Source organism: Actinosynnema sp. NPDC020468 (genome assembly GCF_040642015.1).
Lineage (GTDB): Bacteria > Actinomycetota > Actinomycetes > Mycobacteriales > Pseudonocardiaceae > Actinosynnema.
In genome coordinates this window covers 23,917-46,391 of record NZ_JBFAEO010000051.1, presented here as the reverse complement: position 1 = coordinate 46,391, position 22,475 = coordinate 23,917, and the positions used below count along the sequence as shown (strand labels likewise).

At 73.4% G+C, this 22,475-nt stretch carries 26 protein-coding genes; 15 read left to right on the top strand and 11 right to left on the bottom strand.

What is annotated here, in order from left to right; translation table 11 throughout:
* Positions 1 to 115 precede the first annotated feature (115 nt).
* Genes gmd through AB0G50_RS29340 form a run of 5 tightly spaced genes read left to right on the top strand, consistent with a single transcriptional unit; the run spans position 116 to position 4,986 of the window.
* Positions 116 to 1,153: a GDP-mannose 4,6-dehydratase gene (gene gmd, locus AB0G50_RS29360; protein ID WP_360114785.1), complete on the top strand. Its 1,038-nt coding sequence runs from the start codon at positions 116 to 118 to the stop codon at positions 1,151 to 1,153.
* The gene (locus tag AB0G50_RS29355; RefSeq protein WP_360114782.1) at positions 1,147 to 2,268 is read left to right on the top strand and encodes a glycosyltransferase; all 1,122 of its coding nucleotides are present in this window, start codon (positions 1,147 to 1,149) and stop codon (positions 2,266 to 2,268) included. The genes gmd and AB0G50_RS29355 overlap by 7 nt, the downstream gene beginning before the upstream one ends.
* Complete coding sequence (locus AB0G50_RS29350; RefSeq protein ID WP_360114779.1) at positions 2,262 to 3,050, top strand: glycosyltransferase; 789 nt, start codon at positions 2,262 to 2,264, stop codon at positions 3,048 to 3,050. The genes AB0G50_RS29355 and AB0G50_RS29350 overlap by 7 nt, the downstream gene beginning before the upstream one ends.
* Complete coding sequence (locus tag AB0G50_RS29345; RefSeq protein ID WP_360114776.1) at positions 3,047 to 3,694, top strand: hypothetical protein; 648 nt, start codon at positions 3,047 to 3,049, stop codon at positions 3,692 to 3,694. The genes AB0G50_RS29350 and AB0G50_RS29345 overlap by 4 nt, the downstream gene beginning before the upstream one ends.
* Positions 3,691 to 4,986 carry a hypothetical protein gene (locus AB0G50_RS29340; protein WP_360114773.1) on the top strand — a complete coding sequence of 432 codons (1,296 nt, stop codon included), beginning with the start codon at positions 3,691 to 3,693 and terminating at the stop codon, positions 4,984 to 4,986. Before AB0G50_RS29345 ends, AB0G50_RS29340 begins: the two co-directional genes overlap by 4 nt.
* Here AB0G50_RS29340 and AB0G50_RS29335 read toward each other — a convergent pair.
* Complete coding sequence (locus AB0G50_RS29335; protein ID WP_360114770.1) at positions 4,906 to 6,360, bottom strand: lipopolysaccharide biosynthesis protein; 1,455 nt, start codon at positions 6,358 to 6,360, stop codon at positions 4,906 to 4,908. The genes AB0G50_RS29340 and AB0G50_RS29335 overlap by 81 nt on opposite strands.
* A gap of 147 nt (positions 6,361 to 6,507) precedes the next feature.
* Between AB0G50_RS29335 and AB0G50_RS29330 the strand changes: the two genes are divergently transcribed.
* Both AB0G50_RS29330 and AB0G50_RS29325 read left to right on the top strand, forming a co-directional pair.
* Positions 6,508 to 7,254, top strand: a complete 747-nt coding sequence (locus AB0G50_RS29330; protein WP_360114809.1) for an FkbM family methyltransferase — start codon at positions 6,508 to 6,510, stop codon at positions 7,252 to 7,254.
* Positions 7,251 to 8,084, top strand: a complete 834-nt coding sequence (locus AB0G50_RS29325; protein ID WP_360114767.1) for an FkbM family methyltransferase — start codon at positions 7,251 to 7,253, stop codon at positions 8,082 to 8,084. The genes AB0G50_RS29330 and AB0G50_RS29325 overlap by 4 nt, the downstream gene beginning before the upstream one ends.
* Here AB0G50_RS29325 and AB0G50_RS29320 read toward each other — a convergent pair.
* Complete coding sequence (locus tag AB0G50_RS29320; protein WP_360114764.1) at positions 8,074 to 8,601, bottom strand: serine acetyltransferase; 528 nt, start codon at positions 8,599 to 8,601, stop codon at positions 8,074 to 8,076. The genes AB0G50_RS29325 and AB0G50_RS29320 overlap by 11 nt on opposite strands.
* Positions 8,602 to 8,679: 78 nt before the next feature.
* Here AB0G50_RS29320 and AB0G50_RS29315 point away from each other — a divergent pair, with 78 nt between their 5' ends.
* Positions 8,680 to 9,393 carry a methyltransferase domain-containing protein gene (locus AB0G50_RS29315; RefSeq protein WP_360114761.1) on the top strand — a complete coding sequence of 238 codons (714 nt, stop codon included), beginning with the start codon at positions 8,680 to 8,682 and terminating at the stop codon, positions 9,391 to 9,393.
* Here AB0G50_RS29315 and AB0G50_RS29310 read toward each other — a convergent pair.
* Together AB0G50_RS29310 and AB0G50_RS29305 are read right to left on the bottom strand one after the other, a co-directional pair.
* Positions 9,384 to 9,797, bottom strand: coding sequence for a nucleoside deaminase (locus AB0G50_RS29310; RefSeq protein ID WP_360114758.1), 414 nt, complete (start codon positions 9,795 to 9,797; stop codon positions 9,384 to 9,386). The two genes, AB0G50_RS29315 and AB0G50_RS29310, sit on opposite strands and share 10 nt — an antisense overlap.
* Positions 9,794 to 10,594 (bottom strand): LLM class flavin-dependent oxidoreductase, encoded by an 801-nt coding sequence (locus AB0G50_RS29305; RefSeq protein WP_360114755.1) that lies wholly within the window; start codon positions 10,592 to 10,594, stop codon positions 9,794 to 9,796. Before AB0G50_RS29305 ends, AB0G50_RS29310 begins: the two co-directional genes overlap by 4 nt.
* A gap of 93 nt (positions 10,595 to 10,687) precedes the next feature.
* Here AB0G50_RS29305 and AB0G50_RS29300 point away from each other — a divergent pair, with 93 nt between their 5' ends.
* A complete protein-coding gene (locus tag AB0G50_RS29300; RefSeq protein ID WP_360114752.1) occupies positions 10,688 to 11,146 on the top strand; it encodes an Lrp/AsnC family transcriptional regulator in 459 nt (152 codons plus the stop codon).
* On the opposite strand, the gene AB0G50_RS29295 is transcribed toward AB0G50_RS29300, so the two are convergent.
* On the bottom strand, positions 11,123 to 12,067 hold the full coding sequence (locus tag AB0G50_RS29295) for an EamA family transporter (RefSeq protein WP_360114749.1): 945 nt from the start codon (positions 12,065 to 12,067) through the stop codon (positions 11,123 to 11,125). The two genes, AB0G50_RS29300 and AB0G50_RS29295, sit on opposite strands and share 24 nt — an antisense overlap.
* 65 nt (positions 12,068 to 12,132) lie before the next feature.
* On the opposite strand from AB0G50_RS29295, the gene AB0G50_RS29290 reads away from it, so the two are divergent.
* Positions 12,133 to 12,624, top strand: coding sequence for a MarR family transcriptional regulator (locus AB0G50_RS29290; RefSeq protein WP_360114746.1), 492 nt, complete (start codon positions 12,133 to 12,135; stop codon positions 12,622 to 12,624).
* Positions 12,625 to 12,866: 242 nt separating this feature from the next.
* On the opposite strand, the gene AB0G50_RS29285 is transcribed toward AB0G50_RS29290, so the two are convergent.
* On the bottom strand, positions 12,867 to 14,018 hold the full coding sequence (locus AB0G50_RS29285; protein ID WP_360114743.1) for a helix-turn-helix domain-containing protein: 1,152 nt from the start codon (positions 14,016 to 14,018) through the stop codon (positions 12,867 to 12,869).
* Positions 14,019 to 14,090: 72 nt separating this feature from the next.
* Here AB0G50_RS29285 and AB0G50_RS29280 point away from each other — a divergent pair, with 72 nt between their 5' ends.
* Positions 14,091 to 15,254 carry a cytochrome P450 gene (locus AB0G50_RS29280; protein ID WP_360114740.1) on the top strand — a complete coding sequence of 388 codons (1,164 nt, stop codon included), beginning with the start codon at positions 14,091 to 14,093 and terminating at the stop codon, positions 15,252 to 15,254.
* Positions 15,255 to 16,256: 1,002 nt separating this feature from the next.
* Here AB0G50_RS29280 and AB0G50_RS29275 read toward each other — a convergent pair.
* Positions 16,257 to 17,204 (bottom strand): ankyrin repeat domain-containing protein, encoded by a 948-nt coding sequence (locus AB0G50_RS29275; protein ID WP_360114737.1) that lies wholly within the window; start codon positions 17,202 to 17,204, stop codon positions 16,257 to 16,259.
* 294 nt (positions 17,205 to 17,498) lie between these two features.
* Here AB0G50_RS29275 and AB0G50_RS29270 point away from each other — a divergent pair, with 294 nt between their 5' ends.
* On the top strand, positions 17,499 to 18,209 hold the full coding sequence (locus tag AB0G50_RS29270; protein ID WP_360114734.1) for an MHYT domain-containing protein: 711 nt from the start codon (positions 17,499 to 17,501) through the stop codon (positions 18,207 to 18,209).
* A 3-nt stretch (positions 18,210 to 18,212) separates the two neighbouring features.
* Here AB0G50_RS29270 and AB0G50_RS29265 read toward each other — a convergent pair whose 3' ends face one another.
* On the bottom strand, positions 18,213 to 18,431 hold the full coding sequence (locus AB0G50_RS29265; RefSeq protein ID WP_360114731.1) for a transcriptional regulator: 219 nt from the start codon (positions 18,429 to 18,431) through the stop codon (positions 18,213 to 18,215).
* A 215-nt stretch (positions 18,432 to 18,646) separates the two neighbouring features.
* Between AB0G50_RS29265 and AB0G50_RS29260 the strand changes: the two genes are divergently transcribed.
* On the top strand, positions 18,647 to 18,973 hold the full coding sequence (locus tag AB0G50_RS29260) for a helix-turn-helix transcriptional regulator (RefSeq protein WP_360114728.1): 327 nt from the start codon (positions 18,647 to 18,649) through the stop codon (positions 18,971 to 18,973).
* Positions 18,974 to 18,988: 15 nt separating this feature from the next.
* On the opposite strand, the gene AB0G50_RS29255 is transcribed toward AB0G50_RS29260, so the two are convergent.
* From AB0G50_RS29255 to AB0G50_RS29245, 3 genes are read right to left on the bottom strand one after another with little or no spacing between them, the layout of a single operon-like run.
* A complete protein-coding gene (locus tag AB0G50_RS29255) occupies positions 18,989 to 20,473 on the bottom strand; it encodes a DUF6636 domain-containing protein (RefSeq protein ID WP_360114725.1) in 1,485 nt (494 codons plus the stop codon).
* Entirely contained in the window at positions 20,470 to 20,886 is a 417-nt protein-coding gene (locus tag AB0G50_RS29250) for a hypothetical protein (protein WP_360114722.1), read from the bottom strand. The genes AB0G50_RS29255 and AB0G50_RS29250 overlap by 4 nt, the downstream gene beginning before the upstream one ends.
* Positions 20,887 to 20,940: 54 nt before the next feature.
* Positions 20,941 to 21,432 carry a hypothetical protein gene (locus AB0G50_RS29245; RefSeq protein WP_360114719.1) on the bottom strand — a complete coding sequence of 164 codons (492 nt, stop codon included), beginning with the start codon at positions 21,430 to 21,432 and terminating at the stop codon, positions 20,941 to 20,943.
* Positions 21,433 to 21,533: 101 nt separating this feature from the next.
* On the opposite strand from AB0G50_RS29245, the gene AB0G50_RS29240 reads away from it, so the two are divergent.
* Positions 21,534 to 21,893, top strand: a complete 360-nt coding sequence (locus AB0G50_RS29240; RefSeq protein ID WP_360114717.1) for an STAS domain-containing protein — start codon at positions 21,534 to 21,536, stop codon at positions 21,891 to 21,893.
* A 28-nt stretch (positions 21,894 to 21,921) separates the two neighbouring features.
* Positions 21,922 to 22,272 carry a hypothetical protein gene (locus tag AB0G50_RS29235; protein ID WP_360114714.1) on the top strand — a complete coding sequence of 117 codons (351 nt, stop codon included), beginning with the start codon at positions 21,922 to 21,924 and terminating at the stop codon, positions 22,270 to 22,272.
* Positions 22,273 to 22,475 lie beyond the last annotated feature (203 nt).

Sequence of the window (22,475 nt, the reverse complement as noted above, 5' to 3'; positions counted from 1 at the left end):
CGGGTGATTCCGCGTCACCCGGTGACGAAGTGCTCGCTCGCGAGACGGGTCCTATCGTTGCCTCCGAACGGCTGGAGCGCTAGCCGGCGGTAACCGTCCGATGTGGAGGCACGCGTTGTCGAAACGAGCGTTGATCACCGGGGTCACCGGCCAGGACGGGAGCTACCTCGCCGAACTGCTCATCGACAGGGGTTACCAGGTGCACGGCGTGATCCGGCGCGCGAGCACGTTCAACACCAGCCGCGTCGACCACCTCTACCGGGACCCGCACGACGGCGACCCGAGCCTGGTGCTGCACCACGGCGAGATCACCGACGGCAGCAGGCTGACCAGCCTGCTCGCCCAGATCCGACCCGACGAGGTCTACCACCTGGCCGCGCAGAGCCACGTGCGCGTGAGCTTCGACGAGCCGGTGTACACCTCGGACGTCACGGGCCTGGGCACCGTGCGGCTGCTGGAGGCGATCCGCGGCGCGGGCGTCGACTGCCGCTTCTACCAGGCGTCCAGCTCCGAGATGTTCGGCGCCGCGCCGCCGCCGCAGAGCGAGACCACGCCGTTCCACCCGCGCTCGCCCTACGCCGCGGCCAAGGCCTACGGCTACTGGATCACCCGCAACTACCGCGAGTCCTACGGCCTGTACGCGGTCAACGGCATCCTGTTCAACCACGAGTCGCCGCGCCGGGGCTCGACGTTCGTCACCCGCAAGATCGCGATCGCGGCGGTCCGGATCAAGCTCGGCCTCCAGGACTCGGTGCACCTGGGCAACCTGGACGCGGTGCGGGACTGGGGCTACGCGCCGGAGTACGTCGAGGCGATGTGGCGGATGCTCCAGCAGGACGAGCCCGACGACTACGTGGTCGCCACCGGCACCGCGCTGTCGGTGCGCCGGTTCGCCGAGTACGCCTTCGAGCGGGTCGGCCTCGACTGGCGCGAGCACGTCCGGTTCGACCCGCGCTACGTGCGGCCGACCGAGGTGGACGCGCTGGTCGGCGACGCGACCAAGGCCCGCGAGAAGCTCGGCTGGACGGCTCGGGTGCACGGCCGCGAGCTGGCGAACATCATGGTCGACGCCGAGCTGTCCGCGCTGCGCGGCGGTCTGGTGGAGCAGCGGCGGCCGAGCGAGCCGGTGACCGCGGGCGTGACCGAGTGGTGAAGGTCCTGCACTTCGTCGCGAGCGTCGGCGACTCCTACGGCGGCGTGTCCACGGCCGTCGCCGGGCTCGGCGCGGTCGAGCGCCACCTGGGCCACACGCCCGCGCTGGTCACCGTGGACCGGCCCGAGCAGGGCACCGACACGCTGCGCGCGGCCGTGCGGTCGTTCGACGTGCACCTGCTCGCGCCGCACCCGGTCGGCGGCCGGTTCCACTTCGGCCGCGAGCTGATCCCCACCGCGCGCGACCTCGTGGCCCGGCACGACGTCGTGGTGGTGCACGGCGTGTTCGACGCGGTCGCGCAGGCGGGCTGGCTCGCGGCGCGCGCGGCGGGCAAGCCGTACCTGGTGTGGCCGCACGGCAGCCTGGACGACTACGACCTGCGCAAGCACCGGCTGGCCAAGTTCGCCCTCGCCCCGCTGTGGCGGACCATGCTGGCCGGCGCGAGCGGCGTCGTCTGCACGACCAGGCGGGAGGCCGAGCGGGTCCGCCGGTTCGGCGCGAGCACCCGGACCGCGGTCGTGCCGCTGACCACCAGCCTGCCGCCGGTGATCCCGCGACCGCGCGTCACGGCCGAAGGCCGCACGGTGCTGTTCCTCGGCCGGGTCGACCACAAGAAGGGCCTGCCGCTGCTGCTGGAGGCGTTCGACCGGGCCGCCCGGCCGGGCGACGAACTGGTGATCGCGGGCGGCGGCGACGCCGAGCTGGAGTCGTTGCTGCGCCGCCGGGCCGGCTTGATCGTCGGCGACCGCACGGTGTACTTCGCCGGGTGGGCCGACGAGGCGGCCCGGCGCGACCTGCTCGCCTCGGCGGACGTGTTCGCGCTGCTCAGCGACAACGAGAACTTCGGCCTGGCGGTCGCCGAGGCGTTGGAGTCCGGGTTGCCGGTGCTGCTGAGCGACCAGGTGTACCTGGGCGACGAGCTGGCCGAGCGCGGCGCGGCCGTGGTGTGCGAGCGCACGCCCGAGTCGGCCGCCGCCGCGTTGCGCCGGCTGCTCGACGACCCCGCGCTGCGCGCCCGGTGCGCGGAGCGGGGCAAAGCCTACGCGCGGGAGGCGTTCGCGGTCGGCGCGGTCGCCGGCGCGTACCGGACCGCACTGGACGGCTGCCGTTGCTGAGCCTGCTCATGCCGTGCCTGAATCCGGGCCGGTACCTGGGGGAGTGCCTGGACAGCGCGCTGCCACAACTGTCCGAAGTGGACGAACTGGTGGTGCAGGACGGCGGCTCGACCGACGGCAGCCTGGAGGTGCTGGCCGCGCTCGCCGCCCGGGACCGCCGGGTCCGGCTGGTCAGCGCCCGCGACTCCGGCCAGTCCGACGCGCTCAACCGGGCGCTGCGCCGGGCGCGCGGCGACCTCGTCGGGTTCCTCAACGCCGACGACCTGCTGCTGCCCGGCGCGCTCGACGCGGTGCGCGCGGCGGTCGGGACCCGGGTGCCGGAGGTGGTGGTCGGCGGCTGGCGGTTCGTGCAGGCCGACGGCACGCCGATCCGCGAGTTCCCGGCCCGCGAGCTGCGCACGAACCCGTTGCTGCTGCTGGGGTGCTACGCGTTCACCGGCGGCCTGTACGTGCGCCGCGACCTGCTCGCCGACGGCTTCGGCACGGCGCTGCACTACGTCATGGACTTCGACCTGATGCTCCGGCTGGCCGAGCGGGTCACGGACCAGGTCCTCGTGCACCACCCGGTGGCGGCGCTGCGCTACCACCGGGACAGCAAGTCCGGCGCGCTCGGGCGCAGGTTCTGGTTCGAGGGCACCGCGGTGCGCCGGGCGAGGGCACGCGGTCCGGTGCAGGTCGGCGTCGCCCTGGCGGGCGCCGCGCTGCACAGCGTGACGGTGGCGACCGCGTGGTTGCGCGCGAGTCCCGGGTACCGCGAACTGAGGAGGCTGGTGACCCGATGACCGGGGTCCTGCGCATGCTCGTCTGGCTGCTTCCGCCCTCGCGGGCGAAGAACGCGCTGCTGCGGGCGTTGGGCCACCGCGTGCACCCGACCGCGCGGGTGGGGATCAACCTGCTGCTCGGCGTGGGCGCGGTCGAGGTCGGCGCGGCGTCGTTCGTGGGGCACGGCAACGTGTTCCGCGGCCTGCGGTCGATCCGGATCGGTCGTGAGGTGATCGTCGGCCAGTTCAACTGGATCACCGTCGCGCCGTCGCTGACCTCGGTGGCGCAGGCGCGGATGGAGCTGGGCGACCACACCGTGCTGACCAACCGGCACTACGTGGACTGCTCGGGCGGGTTGCTGTGCGACCCGTACTCGACCATCGGCGGCGTGCGGTCGGTCGTGCTGTCGCACAGCGTGGACCTGGGCTCGGGCAAGCAGACCCTCGCGCCGGTGGTGATGAAGCGGCACGCGTTCGTGGCGACGTGCTGCACCGTGCTGCCGGGCGTGGTGCTCAACGAGCGCGCGGTGCTCGCGGCGGGCGCGGTGACCGTGCCGGGCGCGACCTACGACGCCGAGACGCTCTACGGCGGCGTGCCGGCCAAGCCGATCGGCGCGATCGACGGCGGCTACTTCCACCGCACCCGCACGTGGATCGGTCTGTGACCGCGCTCGACCGGACCCGCTCGGACCCGCTCCTGCTCGCCGCCGCGCCGCTGGCCGTCGGTGTCGGGCTGTGGCTGTTCCTGCGGGTGGGCGGTCGGATGTCGGCGACCGAGCTGGTGGCGCTGGCGCTCGCGCCGCCCGCCGTGCTGGTGCTCGCCCGGCTGCCGCGCGGCAGGTCCCTGCTGTTGTTGGCCCTGTTGTGGTTGCTGGGCTTGACGTTCGCGACGCTGGCCAACGGCGGCGAGCCGATGCTGGTGGCGCGCAACGTGGCCAACGTGGTGGTGCTGGTGGCGACGGTGGCGCTGCTGGTGGCCGTGCTGCGGGTGCCCGCCGTGCGCGAGGGGTGGTCGCGGGACGTGCTGATCGCCGGGTTCGGCGTCGGCGAGCTGGTCGGACTGGTGCTCACCCCGCCCGAGGCGACCGAGCTGGGGCTGTGGAAGTTCGGCGCGGGCCAGGCGCTCACCGTGTGCGTCTTCGTCGCCGCGCAACACCTCCGGGTCGACCGGACCCGGCTGGTGCTGCCGCTGATCGCGCTCGGGTTGTGCGGCCTGCACCTGGCGCTGGGCGCGCGGAGCCTCGCGCTGCTGACGCTCGTGCTCGCGGTGGCGGGCGCGGTGGTGCCGACGACGCCGAGGCCCGGTTCCGGGCGGCGGCTGCTGCTGGTGGTCGTGCTGGGGTTCACCGCGATCGCCGCGTACGCGTTGCAGCGGGCCTACTCCTCGCTCGCGGTGCGCGGGCTGCTCGGCCTGACCGAGCAGATGAAGATCGGGTTCCAGGACGGCGACTTCGGCGTGCTCGTGGGCGGGCGCAAGGACTTCGTTTTCCTGGTGTCCGCGGTGTGGCGCAACCCGATCACCGGGTGGGGACCGGGCGCGGTCGTGCCGTCGGACGTGAAGTCGGCGGCGGTGATGTGGTTGCAGGGCCACGGATACCCGGTGCGCGGCTACGACTGGATCACCTTCGTCATGCCGGACTCGCTGTACCTGCACTCGACGTTGCTCGGCGCGTGGGTGACGGCGGGCGTGCTCGCGGTGCCGTTCGTGCTGCTGTGCGTGGGAATCTGCGCCAAGGGCCTGGTGTCCGCGCTGCGCCGGCGGTCGTTCGCCGAGGCCTACGTGGTGCTGGCCGCGTTGTGGCACCTGTTCTTCTCGCCGCTGGGCGACAGCTCGCGCGGGCACATCGCGTTCGCCGTGGCACTGGGTCTGGTCGCGCTAGCGGCGGGCCAGCCGAAGCACCGCGCACACGGCCGCCGAAGCCGCGCAATAGCCGATCGCGCCACCGGTCGCCGCTGAGAGACCGGCCGTCGGCGCCACGAGCGCGCCGACGGCCGTCGCGGCCAACCCGGAGAACACGCCGACCGGCAGCACCCGGCTGACGAACACCTCGCGGCCCGCCGCCTGGAGCGCGGTGGCCTGGAGGTGCGCGACCGCCACGAACGCGAAGGCCAGGCAGTACACTCGGACCGGCGCCACCGCCGCCAGGTACTCCGGCCCGAGCACCATCGGCACCAGTTCCGGCGCGGCGAACCACAGCAGCGCCAGCAGCACCCCGCTCAGCACCAGCACGACCCGGACCAGCCTGGTCGACTCGCCGCGCCGGTGCCGCGAGCCCAGCACCACCGTCGCCGCCGCGCCGATCAGCACCAGCAGCGGACCGAGCAGCCGCGACCCGGCCGCGAAGTACCCGGCCTGCTCCGCGCCCGCGACCGCGCCGACCACCACCGTGTCCAGCATGGCGAGGTTGCCCGCGATCGACGCGCCCGCGAAGTGCCTGCCGAACGCCAACCCCGGCCGCAACCGCGCCCAGCCCGGCCCGGCCAGCTCGCGCACCGCCGCGGTCAGCGGCACGACACCGGTCGCCAGCACGCCGACCACCATGGCCACCGGCACGAGCACCAGCACCGGCACGTGGGCCAGCGCCAGCAGCCACCCGACCGCCAGCGCCACCAACCGCTCGCCGAACACCATCGCCGCGCTCACCGCGAACCGCCCGGACGCCTGCCACCGCGACTGCACCACCAGCGCCGCCACCCGCAACCCGGTGTAACACCAGCCCGCGAGCACCAGCCACCCCGCGCCCGGCACCGCGAACGCGATCACGCAGCTGACCACCGCGAGCCCGCCGAGCGCCGCGGACTTGGCGCCGTAGAGCGACCTCAGCACGTCGTCGTCACCGCCGTCGCGCACCAACCGCGTGGACACCCCGAAATCCAGCGCCACCACCGCGCCGGTGACGGCCGCGTACCAGATCGCGACCAGCCCGAACGAGTGCGGCTCCCCGACCCGGGCCGCGATCACCAGCAGCAGCGCGGACGCGATCTGCGCCCCGGCCTGCCCGGTCGCGAGCACCGCGGCGGACCCGAGCAGCGACCCCCGCACCCGAACCCGCTCGCCGACGGGCGTGTCCGACGGCAACTCGGTGCGCGGCAACGGCAACGGACCCAGCCGGCGGGCCGGACCCAGTGCCGGCGCCTCCTCCTGCCCGGTGGGGGAGTCCACGTCGCCCCGCGAGCGGTGCCGGGAACCCCGCGCGGGCGGGGCGTCGTCCTCGCGCCTGGCCCGCGGCACCGGATCCGGTTCGCCGGTGGCTTCCCCGTGGTCCGGACGTCGGGTGCCGCGGCGCGGCCGGTCGGTTCCGCCGGTGCGCGCGCTGTTCGGTCGGTCCACCGGTCCAGTATGGAGAGACCGTCGGCCCGCGAGCCGCCGCGCGCGCCACGCGTTCGGGTGCAATCGGTGCGCGGCAGCCTGAACCCGGGCGCCGCCGGTCCAGTATGGACACCGTCCTTGAGCCGACACGAGGAGTCACCCTTGTCCGTGGACCTAGCCAGGCACGTCCCGCCCGCCGTGCGCGCCAGGATCCGCAAAGCGGCGACCAGGGCGGGCATCGCGATCACCCGCAACCCGTTCCCGCACCGGCTGGTCCGGCTCACCGGGCTGCTCGGCGTGACGACGGTGCTGGACGTCGGCGCGAACTCCGGCCAGTACGCCGCCCTGCTCCGCGAGTCCGGGTACACCGGCGCGCTGGTCTCGTGCGAACCGCTGGCCGCGCCGTTCGCCGACCTGCGCCAGGCCTGCGCCCGGGACCGGCTGTGGTCGGCGCACCGGGTGGCGCTCGGCGAGCGCGAGGGCGAGGTGCGGATCAACGTGGCGGCGAACCAGGGCGCGTCCTCGTCGGTGCTCGACATGCTGCCCGCGCACGCGGGCGCCGCGCCCGAGGCCCGGTTCACCGGCGTCGAGACGGCGCGGATGACGACGGTGGACAAGCTGGTCGGGGAACTGCGGCTGCCGGCCGAGCGCACGCTGCTCAAGGTCGACGTGCAGGGGTACGAGGCGCACGTGCTGGCCGGCGCGCAGCGGTCGCTGAAGTCGCTGGCCGCCGTGCAGCTGGAGCTGTCGCTGGTCGAGCTGTACCAGGGGCAGCTGTTGATGGACGAGCTGGTGGACGCCCTGGCGGGTCACGACTTCGCGCTGTGGGGCCTGGAACCGGGGTTCAGCGATCCGCGCACCGGCCGGATGCTCCAGTGCGACGGCGTGTTCGTCCGGAACGGACTCGTGTCGTGACGGTGCCGCGCAGCGCGATCCCGCGTCCCCGCTTGGAAGTCGAGCGCACCGACCTCGGCGTGTGGTGCCGGGTGCACGCCGTCCGCGGGTTGGCCGCCGCGCACGCCGCGGTGACCGGTGGCGTGCTGAACCACTCCGTGCTGCGGCTGCTGGACCGGGCGCTGCCGCGCACCGGGGTGCCGGCGGTCAAGGCGTCCGTGTCGCCCGGTGTGTCGCTGCGGCTCGACGGCGGCGGCGCGCTGGCCAGGATGGCCGTGGTCAGCGCCGGGTACGAGCACGCCGAGGGCGAGGTCCTGGCCGGCGCGACGAAGGCGGGCGGCGTGTTCGTCGACGTCGGCGCGAACATCGGCTGGTTCTCCCTGCTGGTGGCCGCGCACCGGCCGTTCAGCGAGGTGTGGGCGTTCGAGCCGATCCCGGACACCGCGCGCCGGCTGCGCAACGCGATCGGCGCGGCCGGGTTGTCCAACGTCGTGGTGCACCAGCTGGGTTTGGGCGACCACGCCGCCGACGTGCCGTTCCAGGTCACCCGGGACAACGCGTTCACCCACCGCGCCGAGAGCGGCGTGCCGCTGCCCGTGCGCACGCTGGACAGCCTGTGGGAACGCGCCGGCCGGCCGCGGGTGGACTGCGTGAAGGTCGACGTCGAGGGCGACGAGCCGGCGGTGCTGCGCGGCGCGTCCGGGCTGCTGGCCGAGTGGCGGCCGCTGCTGCTGGTGGAAACGCCGACCGAGGCGTCCCGCGCGGCCGTGCTGGCGACCGTCCGCGAGCACGGCTACCAGGAGCGCGTGTGCCCGGGGTTGTTGCCGTACAACACGGTGCTCACGGTATGAGCCGAGCGGGGTTGCCGACGGCGGTCGCGCCGGCCGGCACGTCGTGCAGCACCACCGCGCCCGCGCCGATCCGCGCGCCGTCGCCGATGCGCACCCCGCCGAGCACGGTCGCGCCCGCGCCCAGGAACACGTCGTCGCCGACCACCGGGTACGCGGGCTCGCCGCGCCCGAGCCGTTCGCCCAACGTCACCCGCTGGCAGATGAAAGCGCCGCGCCCCACCACGGCGCCGCACCCGATCACCACGCCGTTCGGGTGCTCCAGCCGCACGCCGGGCCCGAGCACGCACCCCGGCGAGAGGTCCGCGCCGGTGAGGAAGTGGTTGACCGACCGCAGCAGGTGCGAGACGTGCCGGGCGCGCCGGTCGGTGCGCTGTTGCAGGCGGGCGATCCGCAGCGCGAGCAGGCCCGGTCGGGTGGCCAGCAACCAGAGTTCCCGGAGCGGGCCCGGCGCGGTGACGCCGTGCGCGGCGAGGTCGGCGGCCCAGGCGTCGTCCGGTCGGCGGAGCAGGAGGAACACGTGACATCCCGGTTCTCGTCGGTCTACTCCGCAGGGTATGACTACCTCCCCGGCTCGCCCCACCTGAAACACGCGGTCTTGCGCGAACGGGTGAAGGCGGCGTTGCAGGACGTGGTCGGCGAGGTGCTCGACGCGTCGGGGCGCTGCGCGGTGCTGGAGGTCGGCGCCGGGCACGGCCCGTTCACCGACCACCTGGTGGCGCTGGGCGCGCGGGTCGAGGTGACGGAGATGAGCCGGGCCAGCGCGGACGTGCTGGCGAGCCGGTACCGGCACAACCCGGCGGTGACGGTGGTGCACGACGAGAGCGGGCGGGCGGGGCTCGCCGGACCACCCGTCGACGTGGTGGTGTGCGTGTCCGTGCTGCACCACATCCCGGACTACCTCGGTGCGGTGCGGGGGTTTCTGGCTCGGGTTCGGCCGGGCGGCGCGTTCGTGTCGTTCCAAGACCCGCTGTTCTACCCCCGGCAGAGCAGGGCCGCGCGGCTCGCCGACCGCGGCTCGTACCTGGCGTGGCGGGTGGGGCAGGGCGAGCTGGCGCGCGGGCTGCGGACGGTCGGGCGCCGGCTCGCCGGGCGGTACGAGGACGACAACCCGTCGGACACCGTGGAGTACCACGTGGTGCGCCAGGGGGTGGACGAGCACGCGCTGCTCTCCGTGGCGCGCGCCCGGTTCGCCCGCGCCGAGGTGCTGCCGTACTGGTCGACGCAGAGCTCCGTGCTCCAGGTGTTGGGCGGGAAGTCGTTCCCGCCCAACACCTTCGGCCTCGTCGCGCGGGACCGGGCTCAGGTGTAGTAGCCCGCGACGGCCGCGCTCGCCGCGTCGTAGTGGCTCGGACCCTCCTGCGGCACGGGCGGGAACCCGCCGCCGGGCTTGAGCCCGTTCAGCTGCTCGGCCGACAGCGCGAACACGACCTTGCCGAGCCCGGACCGGGCGATCGCGCCCTCGCACATGCCGCACGGCTGGCAGCTGGTGAACATCGTGGTGCCGGCCGCGACCTCCGGCGTCAGCTCGCGCGCCGCCCAGCGGGCCAGCTTCAGCTCGGGGTGGGCCGAGATGTCCTGTTCGGACACCGTGGTGTTGCGCTCCTCCTTCAGCACCAACCCGTCCGGGCCGACGAGCAGCGAGCCGAACGGCGGGTTGCCGGACTCGCGCGCCTCGCGGGCCAGCACGATCGCGCGGGTGAGGTGGTCGATCACCGGAACTCCTTTCGCACGGTGGCCAGCGCCTGCCAGGCCACCTCGGGGTGCCGCGTCTCGTCGGGGTCGCCGAGGAACGGGTCCAGCACGGTCGTGTCCGCGCCGAGGTCGCGCAACCACGCCAGGTCGTCCAACACCTGGTCCAGGGTGCCCTCGCCGAGCCGCCGCCGCTCCAGGGGCCGTTCGGTGAGCCGCAACGCGATCCGCGGCGCCAACGCGGGACCGTCGAGCGCCGCCCACCCCTCGGCGAGCTGCTCGCGGCTCAGGTGCAGCGGGTGCCACGCGTCGCCGTGCTCGGTGACGCGGCGCAGCGCGGCGGGCGAGTGGCCGCCCACCCAGATCGGCAGGTGGTCGACCTCGTAGCCGGGGTCGGCCCAGGCTTCCCGGACCACCCGCAGCGCGTCGTCGGTGAGCGCGCCGCGGCGGGAGTACGACACCCCCAACGCCTCGTACTCCCGTCGCGCCCACCCGACGCCGACACCCAGCACGAACCGGCCGCCGGACAGCCGGTGCAGGTTGGCCGCCATCCGGGCCAGTGCCAGCGGGTGCCGGTAGGGGACCACGACGACCGTGGTGCCGAGCGTGATCCCCTCGGTCACGCCGGCGAGCCACGACAGCGTCGTGAAGGGCTCGTAGAACGGCGCGGGGTACTGCGCCGCCACGTCGTCGGTGACCACCAGGTGGTCCGACACCATCAGCAGGTCGAAACCCAGCCCCTCCACCGTCCGCGCCCAGGACCTGAGCACGTCGGGCGAGGTGCCGGGCCCGAAGTTGGGCACGTTCACACCGATCCGCACCTGATCAAGGCTAGGGCGGCGCGGGTCGGTGGTGAAGGCCCGCCTTGCGGCGTTGTGGGCCGTCCGCCGGGAAATCCACGGTAGTTTCCGGGTGTGACCGGGAATCTGGATTCGACGGACTGGGCGATCCTCGGCGAGTTGCAACGCGACGGCCGGCTCGCGCTCACCGAGTTGGGCCGGCGGGTCAACCTGAGCGCGTCGGCGGTGACCGAGCGGGTCAAGCGGCTGGAGTCCGACGGCGTGATCACCGGCTACCGCGCGGACGTCGACCTCGGCAAGCTCGGGTACGCGGTGCTCGCCGTGGTGCGGCTGAAGTACCCCGGCAACCGGCACGAGCCGCTGCACGCGCTGCTGGCCGAGCGCGGTGAGGTGCTGGAGTGCCTGCGCACCACCGGTGAGGACTGCTACACGCTCAAGGTCGCCGCGACCTCCATGGCGCACCTGGAGAAGGTGGTGAACGACCTGACCGCGTTCGGCAGCACCACCACGAACATCGTCTACACCGAGACGCTGCCCTACCGGGGTCCGTCACTGCCGACGTCGGCCGGGTAGGTCCCGTCCCCGGAGGGCGTCGAACCGGACGCGCCCGGTCGCCTCGCGGTCGGCGCGGGGCAGTCGGTCGGGTGCGCCGGCCCCGACGGTGCCGCCGCGGGTGTGCCACACGAGTGCCGCGACGACGACCAGCGCGCCGAGCAGTTGCCACGCCGTGAGGTCCTGGCCCAGGGCGGCCCAGCCCACGACCGTGGCCACGAGCGGGCTCAGCAGACCGAGGAACGACACCGTCGTCGCGGGCAGCAGCGTGATTCCCCGAAACCACAACGCGTACGCCGCGGCCGCGCCGACGAGCGTCAGGTACGCGTATCCGCCGACATTCGCGCCGGAAAGCCGATCGGGAAATCCCTCCGCGAAGAACGTGACCGGCAACAACAGCAGACCGCCTGCCACCAATTGCCAGCCGGTGGTCGCGAGCAGCGGCGCGGGCGAGGTCCAGCGCTTGCTCAGCACCACGCCCAACGCCATCACGACCGCGCCCCCGAGCGCCGCGAGCACTCCCACCGCGTCCAACCGCGCGCCCGCGCGCAACACCAGCAGACTCACGCCGACGACTCCGGCGATCCCGGCGAGAACGGTGCGCGCGCGCAACCTCGTGCCGAGGAGCGCGGTCGACAGCCCGGCGACGATCAGCGGCTGCACGGCGCCCACGGTCGCGGCCACGCCGCCGGGCAGCCGGTAGGCGGCGACGAACAGCAGCGGGAAGAACGCCCCGATGTTCAGCGCGCCCAGCACCAGCGACCGCCACCACCACACGCCGGACGGGAGCCTGCGGGTCCAGAGGACGAGCAGCAGCCCGGCGGGCAGGGCGCGCAGGAGGCTCGCGAGCAGCGGGCGGTCCGGTGGCAGGAACTCCGTGGTCACGTAGTACGTCGTGCCCCACACGGCCGGGGCGAGCGCGGTGAGCAGGTAGGTGAGCACCCGGCCAAAGTAGCTTATCGCTAAGCTAACTGACCGGTGAACTAGCTCACCACTAAGCTAACGGGATGGACCACGTCGACCTCGTGCTCAGCCAGTGGCACGCCCGCCGCCCGGACCTGGACGTCTCGCCGATGGCGGTGGTGGGCAGGCTGAGCAGGCTCGCGAAACACGTCGACGCGGAGCTGAAGGCCACCTTCGCCCGCCACGACCTGGACCGCGCGAGCTTCGACGTCCTCGCCACCCTGCGCCGCAGCGCCCCGCCGCACCACCTCACCCCGACGGAGCTGATGCGCGCCTCGATGGTCACCTCGGGCGCGATCACCCAACGCCTGGACCGCCTGGAATCCCGAGGCCTGGTCACCAGAACCCCCAACACCGAGGACGGCCGAGGCGTCCTGGTCTCCCTGACCCCGACCGGCCTCGCCCTGGTCGACCGGGTCCTGCCCGACCACCTGGCCACCGAGCACCGTCTCCTGGCCGCCCTGACCCCGGCCGAGCGCACCACCCTGGCCGACACCCTCCGCACCGTCCTGACCAGCCTCGGCGACCAGGCCTGACCACCCCGAAACCCCGCCCCACCACCACATCCGCCCAGCCCCCGTCGCCCGGTCCCGCCGACCCGACCGCCCCGCCGAGCCGTCACTCGGGTCCGACGACCCAACGCCCCGCCAGCCCCGTCACCCGGTCCCGACAACCCGGCCGCCCCGCCGAGCCCCTGTCGCCCGGTCCCGACAACCCGACCGCCCCGCCGAGCCCGCGGCACCCGGGTCCCACGACCCAGCCGGGCCGACACCCGCCGTCACACCTCGGTGGTGTCGTCCTCCCGCGCCTCCCGGCGCACGCCCTCCCGACTCGCACCCTCCCGCGCGCTCGCCGCTCCACCGCCCCGCCCGTCTTCCGGCTCGCCGCCCCCCGCCGTCCGCTTCGCGACGCGGAGCGTGCCGACCGCGTGCCCCGCCCCGCGGCCCTCGGCACGCGCCACCACCCGACCACCGCGAACCCGGACCGCGACCTCGGTTTCGCCGTCCGGGTGCCGCACCCCTGCCCGGGCCGCGAGCGCGCCGCCGTCGTCCACCACCACCCGCAGCCGGGGCCAGATCGACCGCGGGAACGCCCCGCGCAGGTGGACCGCCACGTCCGCCACCGCCAACCGGGCCAGCGGGTTGAGCTCGGCCGGCACGTCGGTCACCACCACGACCGTCGTCGGCAACCCCAGCCGCACCGGCTGCTCGGCCGACGCCAACCAGCGCGTTCCGAGCACCGACACCACCCCGTCGTCGCCCAGTTCGACCGGCTCACCGGTCACCAGGTCGACCCCCTGACCCGCCGCCCACGGCTCGTCCACCGCGAACGCCTCGGCCACGATCGGCACCGGACCCCACTCGTCGCCCAGGTCCAGGTCGACCAGCTGCTCGCACGCGCGCACCACGTTGAACGGCTCGCCGAAGCCCGGCGCCGCCGCGGCGAGCGTGCTCGCGCCGTGCAACGTCGTCAGCGCCGCCTCCGCGACCCGCACCGCCCGACCCGGCCCGAACCCCTCCAGCGCCAACCCCAGCAGGATCGCGCCCAGGTGCGTCAACGGCCCGAACGCCCGCCGCGTCACCTCGTCGGACAGCACCTCGGGCACCAGGTCGGCGGCGAGCCACCGCCGGTCGTCGGTGGACAGCGGCAGCCGCGACACCCACGACCGCGCGAACGCGCCCATCGCCTCCCTGGCGGACAACCCGGGCTCGCCGACCCCGCCCACCACCGCCTCCTCGGCCAGCACGGCGAAGTACAGCGCCCGCTTGCCGGGGAAGTTCGAGTAGACCGCGCCCCGCGTCAGCTCGGCCCGCTCGGCGATCGCGTCCACCTTCGCCTCGCGGAAGCCGCGCTCGGCGAACTCCTCGCGCGCCGCCGCCAGCACCTTCGCCCGGTTCCGGTCCTGCGCCTGCGCCCTGCTGAGCCTCATGAGCCCAAGATATGGCTATCATTCAGATGCTCACAACACATGTTCTCATCATCTGAATGCGAGGCATCGCCCGTGACCAGCGACTTCGACCTGACCGACCCGAACGTGCTGCTCGATCCCCTCGCCGCCTACGCCCGTGCCCGCGAGCAGGGCCCGGTGACCACCGTGCGCGCACCCGGCCTCGGCGCGATGGTCGCGGTGACCCGGCACGACGACGTGCGGGCAGTGCTGACCGACCCCCGGTTCGAGGTCAACTCCGCCAGCTTCCTGCGCCCGCCCGGCATCCCGGAGCACTGCCTGCGCTACCTGCGCACGATGTCCGAACTCGACGGACCCGAGCACCTGCGGTTGCGCCGACTGGTGTCACCCGCCTTCACCGCCCGCCGCGCGCAGGAGTACCGCCCGCGGATCGAACCGCTGGTCGACGCCCTGCTGGACGACCTCCCGAACGAGGTCGACCTGCTGGACGCCTTCGCCCGACCGCTGCCGGTCGACGTGATCTGCGAACTGGTGGGCGTCCCGTCCGCCGACCGCGCCCACTGGCGCCACTACGGCCGCGCGATCTCCTCGGGTGACGGCAAGGCCTTCATCGAGGCGATCCCGGCGATCGTCGACGCCGCCCGCGACCTCGTCGCCCGCAAGCGCGTCGAGCCGGGCGACGACGTCGTGTCCGACCTGATCGCGGTCGAGGGCGAGAAGCTGGACGAGACCGAATTGGTCACCCTCGTCTGGCACCTGGTCCTCGCGGGCCAGACCCCGGCCAACCTGATCGGCAACTCGGTCGCCGCCCTGCTGGCGAACCCCGACCAACTGGCCACCCTCAGGTCCACCCCGTCCCTGTGGCCCCGAGCGGTCGAGGAACTGAGCCGCTTCACCGGCCCGACCCTGCTCACCGTCCCGAGGTACGCCCGCGAGGACGCCGACGTCGCCGGCGTGCCGGTGAAGAAGGGCGACGCGGTCCTGGCGGCGGTCGCCTCGGCCTGCCACGACCCCCGAGCCTTCCCGAACCCGGACACCCTCGACGTGACCCGCCAGGAACGCACCCAGCTCAACTTCGGCCACGGCCCCCACTTCTGCCTGGGAGCCTCGGTGGCCCTGGTCGAAACCGAAGTTGCCCTGACCCGCCTCTTCACCCGCTACCCGAACCTGACCACCACCACCCCACCCCAGCCCGCAGCCGACCCGGGCACCTGGCGCCTGTCCTCCCTTCCCGTGCGGTTGAACCCGATTCCCTGATCCGCCACGCACCCACAGCCCGGCACGTCCCACCTCCCCGCCCACAGCCGCGACGGTCACAGCCACAATCCACAGCCATGCCTGTGCCCCTGTGACCCACAACCGCGATGCACGACCGCGCCTGCGATGCACGACTGCGACTGCGACCCGCGGCCGGCGATCGGTGGGCACCCGTTGGCGGACACCGGGCGGCCAGCCTGAGTCGGGCGAGTGGTTTCGGGACCGGTTGTTCCGTCCGCTCGTCCGGCTCATGAGGGCAGGACTCGGCCGACCTCTGTGTGATGGCCGCCTGGTGATCGCCGCCGGTGTGTCAGGCGCGTCGGCGGGCTTTCGGTCGGGGGGCCGGTGACTTCGCGCGTCGAGTCGACCGGCGCCCCTACCGGGGTGTGACGTGCCGAGTGGGGCGGCAGGTGTCGGTTTGGTCGGATTGACTCCTTTCGTCGGGTTGTGTGAGGGGTTGGGGAAGGGCGGCGCGTTGCCTGTGGGCAACGTTCCGAAATGGCCTCGCGGTGGGTTTTCCGGGGCGGTGGGAGTGCTTGTCGGAGGTGATGTCGGATATCGGCCGGCGGCGGGTCGGAGGGGTGGATCGCACCCTTGTGCGACTGGTCCGCCGGGTCGGCCAAGAGCGACTACGGCCGGGATCGCGGTGGTGTCGGGCGGGTTGGTTTCGGCGGGTGGGTGGTCGGCTTCGGCCGGGTGACGGGTCCGGACGAATTCGGATCGATCTTCTTCGGCAATCTCCTCCTCTTGGTCGAACTGCATTTCGGGTGTCGGCTCCGCGGCGAGTAACCGCGAGGACGGCAACCCGGCGAACGAGGTGCGGATGCCGGCCGCTCCGCTTCTCGGTCATCGGTGTCGCCCGCCGACAGGGCGATCACGCCGGGAGTCGGTGGTGTGCGTTTCGGGATGGCGATCGGGTGATCGGAATGCCGGTCGCCGGAACGGGTTCGTGGTGTTGGTGACGGTGTTCTTCGCCGATTCGGTGTGCGGGCTCGGTGGACGTCACCTCCTCGGCGGCGGTAGGCGCAGCCACGCGTCCGGCGGGCCGGTGAGCGAGCGGGGGTCTGTCGGGCGCAGGCCGGCGAAGCCGCACGCGTACGCGGCCGTGCCCTCCGGGACCAGGTAGGACATCAGCACCTCGCGCGCCGTCGAGCCCTGCCACGGCTCGTCGCACGGCGTGCGGTCGTGGTGGGTCTCCCGGCCGTCGACCGCGATCCGGCCCCGGTCGCCGCTCGCCGGGTTGGCGTAGATCGCGTAGCACACCGTCCCGACCGACAGCGGCTCCACGACCTCCGTCGTCGACGGCGCGTACCCCCACGGCTGGGTCAGCACGCACCCGCCCGGCACGTCCGTGACGCCCACGACGGCGCCCTCGCCGTACCGCGGGTGGTCCCAGACGTCCGGTGGCACGCCGGAGCCGGACGACACCTCCGGCAGCACCTCGGCGCCCAGTCGGCGGATCGCGCCGGCCGCCGTGACCCCGGACACGCAGGCCAGCCCGGTGCCCTCGAGCCAGACGTCGGCCAGCGCGGAGACCAACCCCGGCGCGGCGCGCGCCGCCGACTCCTCCTCGTAGGTCAGCCGCACGTCCGGCGGGGCCGGGCCGAAGAGGTCCGGTATCACTCCGACGAGGTTCAGCCGACCGGGTGACCAGCCGGCGAACACCTCGCGCCACGGATCCGCGCCCGCACGCCACAGCGCCCGCGCCATCGCGGTGTCGCCGAGGAACACCGCCGTCCACAGCGGCGTCGCGCCCTCGTGCGGCACGTCGACGTCCGGCACCCGCGCCGCGAGTTCGGCCACGACCTCGGTGCTGCCGTACCGCACCGCCACGTGCAGCGGCGGCACGCCGCGCTCCGCGTCCCACTGCGCGTCCGCGCCCGCGTCGAGCAGCGCGCGCAGCTCGGCCGCGTCCTCCCACCCGGCCCACTCCGCGTCCGGCCACTCCATGTCCGACCTCCCGTGCTCGTCGTTCGGCCCGGTGCTGGTCCGGGCTCGTGCGGACGAGGTTGCCGGCGGGGTACGACAATTCCGGGTCGGGTGAAATCGTTCGGTGCCCTAATGAACGCACAGAGTCACCAACGAAGTGGAATAAGTCTCAAGTAGGTGAACTCACCTGGACTAACCCTGGCAAATCTGGTGACAGCGGGTTAGTAAAGATCGCCGCAAACATCAACCCCAGGGATCGGTGCCGCCGTGAACCACGCCCAGATGCAACACTTCTCGTCCGGTCCGTGGACACTGGTGATCGCCTTCGCCATCGCGGTGATCGGTTCCCTGATCGGGTTGTCCTGCATGGCGCGGGCGCGTGCCGAGAAGACGATCAAGGCGAAGCTGCTCTGGACCGTGTTCGGCGCGTTCGCGATCGGCGGCATCGCGATCTGGCTGATGCACTTCATCGCGATGCTCGGCTTCGACATCCCCGGCGCGGTGATCAAGTACGACGCGGGCCTCACGCTGCTGTCCGCCGTGATCGCGGTCGTCGTGGTCGGCATCGGCCTGTCGCTGGTCACCCTGTGGGAGTTCAGCAAGACCCGGCTGGTCATCGCCGGCGTGCTCGCGGGCGTCGGTGTGGCGGGCATGCACTACATGGGCATGTCCGCGATCCGGTTCAAGGGCGAGATCGCCTACAGCCAGCCGCTGGTGATCGCCTCGGTGGTCATCGCGATCGTGGCGGCCACCGCCGCGTTCTGGTTCACCCTGGTCGTCAAGACCAACGGCGCCGGCGTCGCGGCCGGGTTGATCATGGGCGTCGCGGTCACCGGCATGCACTACGCCGGCATGGCGGCCGTGCACGTCAACGGCGACGCGAACATGACCGCGCCACAGGGCATGACGGTGTTCGACCTGGTCTTCCCGGTGTTCGTGACCAGCGGCCTGGTCGTGGCGGTGCTGCTGTGGATGCTCTTCACGTCCTCCAACGACCCGTTCACCGAGAAGGCCGAAGCCGCCTGAGGCTCAGACCACCTCGAAGAGGTCGTCGAACTGCATCGGCGCCAGCGCGGTGAGCGCGCCGCCGATGAACGCGGGGCCCGGTTGGAGTTCGCCGCCGCGGACGCGCGTGACGGTCGAGCGGTTGAGGTCCATCGCCTTGGCGAGCGCGTAGTCGGAGCTGAAGCCCGCGAGCCGTGCCGCTTTGGCGAACGCGACGGCACGGAGCCGAATGGTGTGTGGCATGGCCCGCCTCGTGCTGTGTGGGGGTCCGGCGACTTTCTTTTGTTCGGGCGGAGAGTAGGCCGGCGGGTGTGCGCACGCAACATTAGTTGTGGGCACACGACATTATTGTTGCGCCGGCACGGCCATGCTTTCGGGTGAAAGTAGATAGCCCATCTGCGGTAAATTAGAGCGGTGTGCCTGACAAACGTTGCGCGGGCGCACGTAACATCAGCGCCGTGACGGAAGCCGAGAACACACCCTCGACGTGGTGGGACTACATCGAGAAGAACCTCGAGTACCGCGGCATCTCGACCGGCGAGCTGGCCCGCCGGGCGGGGATCGACCGCAGCCGCTTCACCGACTGGCGCAAGGGCAAGTCGGCGTCCCTGGAAGCCGCCAGGGCCATCGCCGGCGTGTTCGACGCCAGTCCGCTCGAGGTGATGGTCGCGGCGGGGTTGATCACCGAGCAGGAGGCGCGGCAGACGCGCACCCGGCCGGACCCGGGCGAGTTGAGCGACGACGAACTGGTGGCCGAGCTGACCAGGCGGCTGCGGCGGGGCTGATCCGGCGGACCGGGTTCAGAACCGCTCGTGGGACTCGGCCGCGATCCGGAACCCGTGGCCCGTCGTGTCGTGCGAGCAGCGCACACCGTCCTCGCGCGACACGCAGGTGAACCCCAGGGCGCTCAACTGCGCCCCGTACGGCAGCACCTTCGCCTCGCCGCCGTCGGAGTACACCGCGCCACCGCCGCAGAGGAAGTCGACCGCGCCCGCGGCGTCGACCGACAGCCCCTTGCCCCACTCGACGTCCGCCGCGCACGAGCTCGGGCGCGGCGGGGTGGGCGCGGTGTCGCCACGGCACCCCGCGGAGAGGGGTTGGGCGACGACGCCGCAGGCGAACCGGCCCGACGGCGAGCGGAAGAAGTACTGCTCGACGGTCGAGTCGGAGCGGTAGTCCGCCGGGGTCGCGCCCGTCGGGCCGCGCAGGTCGTCGGCCGCCGCCGACACGGCGTCGCCGACCTGTGCCAGCACCTTGTCGTCGGCCATCTGACGGGCCTGGGAGCAGGACGCCGTCCGGGTGGCCGCGACGAGGAGGTCGCCGACCGCCGGCGTGATCGGGACGGCGGTCGCGCCCTTGCCCGGCACCTGGTCCAAGCCCAGGGCCGCGGCCGTTCCGCGCTGTTCGCGCACGTCCTCGAACAGCGCGGCGTAGTCCACCCGGCACCGGTGGACCGACGTGGTCACCACGACCCCGGAGGTCTCGCCCGGTCCCGAGGTGGGGTACCCGTGCGCGGAGGTCACCGGGACCATCCCGTCGCCGCCGAGGTCGAGCGAGTACAGCCCGACCCCGAACAGCGTCCGGTCAACGGTGACGTCCGCGGCGATCTGGTGCAGGCCGGTGCCGGCGGGCAGCCAGGGCGGCAGGTCGCCGCAGCCCTGGGGCAGCGCGCCACCCTTGTCGTGCGGGGCCAGGCAGCGGGCGCCGTCCGCGGTCGACGGTGGTGTGCGGCCTCGGGCGTTGGCCTGCTGCCAGGCGGTGGCCAGTCCGGTGCCGCCCCACGGCGTGCCCAGGTCCGGCGCGCCGACGGTGATCACCCGGGGCACGTCGCGGGCTTGGCCGCGCAGGGCGTAGCGGACGGCCTCCGCGCCGGTCGAGTGCGCGACGACGACCACCTGCCCGTCGCCCCTGGTGTCGCGGTGGAGCTTCGAGACGGCGGCCAGGTAGCCCGCCAGGCAGTCGGCGACGTCCGACGCCCAGGCGAGCGATCGGGCGCCGTAGTCGAACTCGTAGGTGGTGACGCGGTCGCCCAGTCGTTGCCGGAGCACGGTGGCGGCGCGGGAGAGCGGGTCGCCGAGCCAGCCGTGCACCAGCACGACGGGGCGGCGGGACGCGTCCTGGCCGTCGGTGAGGACGGGCGTGCAGCCGTCCGGCGCGGCCGAGACGGGTGGCGTCGGCGTGCCCGCGCACAGGGCGGTCACGAGCAGGGCGACCACGGGTAAGGCCACCGCGGGTGACCCGGCCGCGGGCAGGCCGCCGGACGGGCTGGTCGGCCGCCGGGTCACCGGACCGGCTCCGTGCCGCTGACCTTCCAGCGGCCGGCGTCGGACACCAGGCGCACGGTCCACGGTCGGCCGCCGACCTCGGCGGTGATCCGGGCGGTGCCGTTCGCGTCGTCGTGGAACGTGCCCACGTCGAACAGAACCGGCGCCAGCGCCTTCAGCCCGGTGACCGCGCCGTCGTCGAGCGGCTGGTCCACGGGCACCGCGAGGGCGGTCCGGACGCGGGTGAGGTCACCGCTGGTGAGGTCGTTGGCCAGGGACTTGGCGGCGGACTCGGTCAGCGGCGGCGTGTACCCGCCGGGCGCGGCCAGCGCGCGGCCGGCCAGCGGTTCCGGTTCGGCGGACACCACCACCCCGACCACGGCTGCCCCGAACCCGAAGGCCAGGACCAGGATCCCCCACCACCGACGAGACACGTGGACTTGTCGACCATGGACGGGTGCGCGTTACGGCTTCGGCGAAGGGGCGGATCAGCGCTGCGGCCACATGGAGTAGACGAGGTTGTCCTCGTCCGCGCACACCACCTGGGGCAGCTGTCCCTCCGCGACCTGGTTGCAGGACAACGTTCCCACCATGATCGGCGGCAGCCCGGTCCGGGGCTCGGAGCGCTGGGCGTAGTAGTCGAACAGCACCGCGCCGGCCTGGTCGCACGTCAGTCGCCCGGCCGGCGTCTCGACCACCACGGCGAGCATCTCCTTGCCCAGCGCGCCGGTGAACGGCCGGTCGCAGTACCGGGCGGGCGCGCTCTCGTCGATCGACGGCGGCGCGGCCGACCGCGCGGTCGTGGACGTGGTCGGGGCGGCGGTGGTCGTGCCGGTGGTCGGCGCCGCGGTCGTGCCGGTCGTGGTGCGTGCCGCGGCGGTCGTCGTCCGGGTTCCCGAACCGGATCCGGCACCCGTGACGGTGGTCGTGCAGGCGGTCAGCAGGAGGACCGCCGACAGGGCCGCGAGCAGGGGTTTCATGCTCCGGAGGTCGATCTTCGCACCGCCGGCGTTACACCCCTACGCGAGCCACCGTCATGTTCTGTCGTGTCGAACGCACCGCCGCGCGGCATCATGGTCGGGTGACGCAACCGAACACCCCAGGACTGACCGCGGAGCACGTCGACGGCATCGCCGTGCTCGTGGTGGTCGGCGAAATCGACATGTCCAACAGCGACGACCTGCGCACCGCCGCCGTCGACCTGCTCGACTCCTCCACCGGCCTGGTCCTCGACCTGTCGGGCGTGACCTTCTTCGCCTCGTCCGGCATCGCCGCCCTGGCCCGCCTGCGCGAGCACCGCGCGTCGACCGACGGCCCGCCGGTGCACCTGGTGTCCGGGTCGAGCGTGCGGCGATCGCTGGAGGTCACCGCGATGGACAAGCTCCTGCCGTTGCACGACACCCGCGAGCAGGCGGTGAAGGCGGTCCGCGCGGAGGACTGACCGAGGTCCGGCGGGGGTATCCGGCGGCATGGCCGACGACAAGTTGGGCGTGCCGCCGAGCAGCGCCGAGGACCTGGACGAGGATCGCCTCAAGCTCGACCCCCTGGAGGCGGGCATGGACCCGCCCGAGCACTGGACGGCGGCGGACAAGTACGGCACGACCCCGTACGAGCAGGCGCACGCCCGCACCCTGGACGAGCGGCTCGCCGAGGAGCAGCCCGAGGACGACCGGCCCGTGCCGCCGGACGACGGCGTGACGACCCCGGAGTCGGTGCCCGAGGTGGACGAGCGGGCGCGGTCCGAGGCCGTCGCACGAGGTCAGTCCGCGGACGAGGCGGGCGGCTCGGTGGCGGGCGCGATCCGGAACCCCGAGGACTGAGCGGACGTGCCGACACCCGGCCGGGGGTGATCTTCTCCGGTCGGGTGGGTATTCCCCCGAAGAGCGGTCGGTCCGACGGTCGACCCGAAGGCAAGTGCAGGTCGCACGGGGTTTCACCGGCACGGCCCAGCCGTGACGCCGGAAGCAGAGATCGGGTGGACCCGCCTGCCGCCGTCGGACCGGCCCTCCGCCCGGGAGCGCGA

What these genes read in the sequence shown, in the direction of transcription:
- AB0G50_RS29275 (WP_360114737.1), bottom strand. Translation starts at nt 17,204, where the DNA reads ATGGAGTGGCCGGACGCGGAGTGGGCCGGGTGGGAGGACGCGGCCGAG.
- AB0G50_RS29265 (WP_360114731.1), bottom strand. Translation starts at nt 18,431, where the DNA reads ATGCCACACACCATTCGGCTCCGTGCCGTCGCGTTCGCCAAAGCGGCA.
- AB0G50_RS29245 (WP_360114719.1), bottom strand. Translation starts at nt 21,432, where the DNA reads ATGAAACCCCTGCTCGCGGCCCTGTCGGCGGTCCTCCTGCTGACCGCC.
- AB0G50_RS29290 (WP_360114746.1), top strand. Translation starts at nt 12,133, where the DNA reads ATGGACCACGTCGACCTCGTGCTCAGCCAGTGGCACGCCCGCCGCCCG.
- AB0G50_RS29235 (WP_360114714.1), top strand. Translation starts at nt 21,922, where the DNA reads ATGGCCGACGACAAGTTGGGCGTGCCGCCGAGCAGCGCCGAGGACCTG.
- AB0G50_RS29345 (WP_360114776.1), top strand. Translation starts at nt 3,047, where the DNA reads ATGACCGGGGTCCTGCGCATGCTCGTCTGGCTGCTTCCGCCCTCGCGG.
- AB0G50_RS29285 (WP_360114743.1), bottom strand. Translation starts at nt 14,018, where the DNA reads ATGAGGCTCAGCAGGGCGCAGGCGCAGGACCGGAACCGGGCGAAGGTG.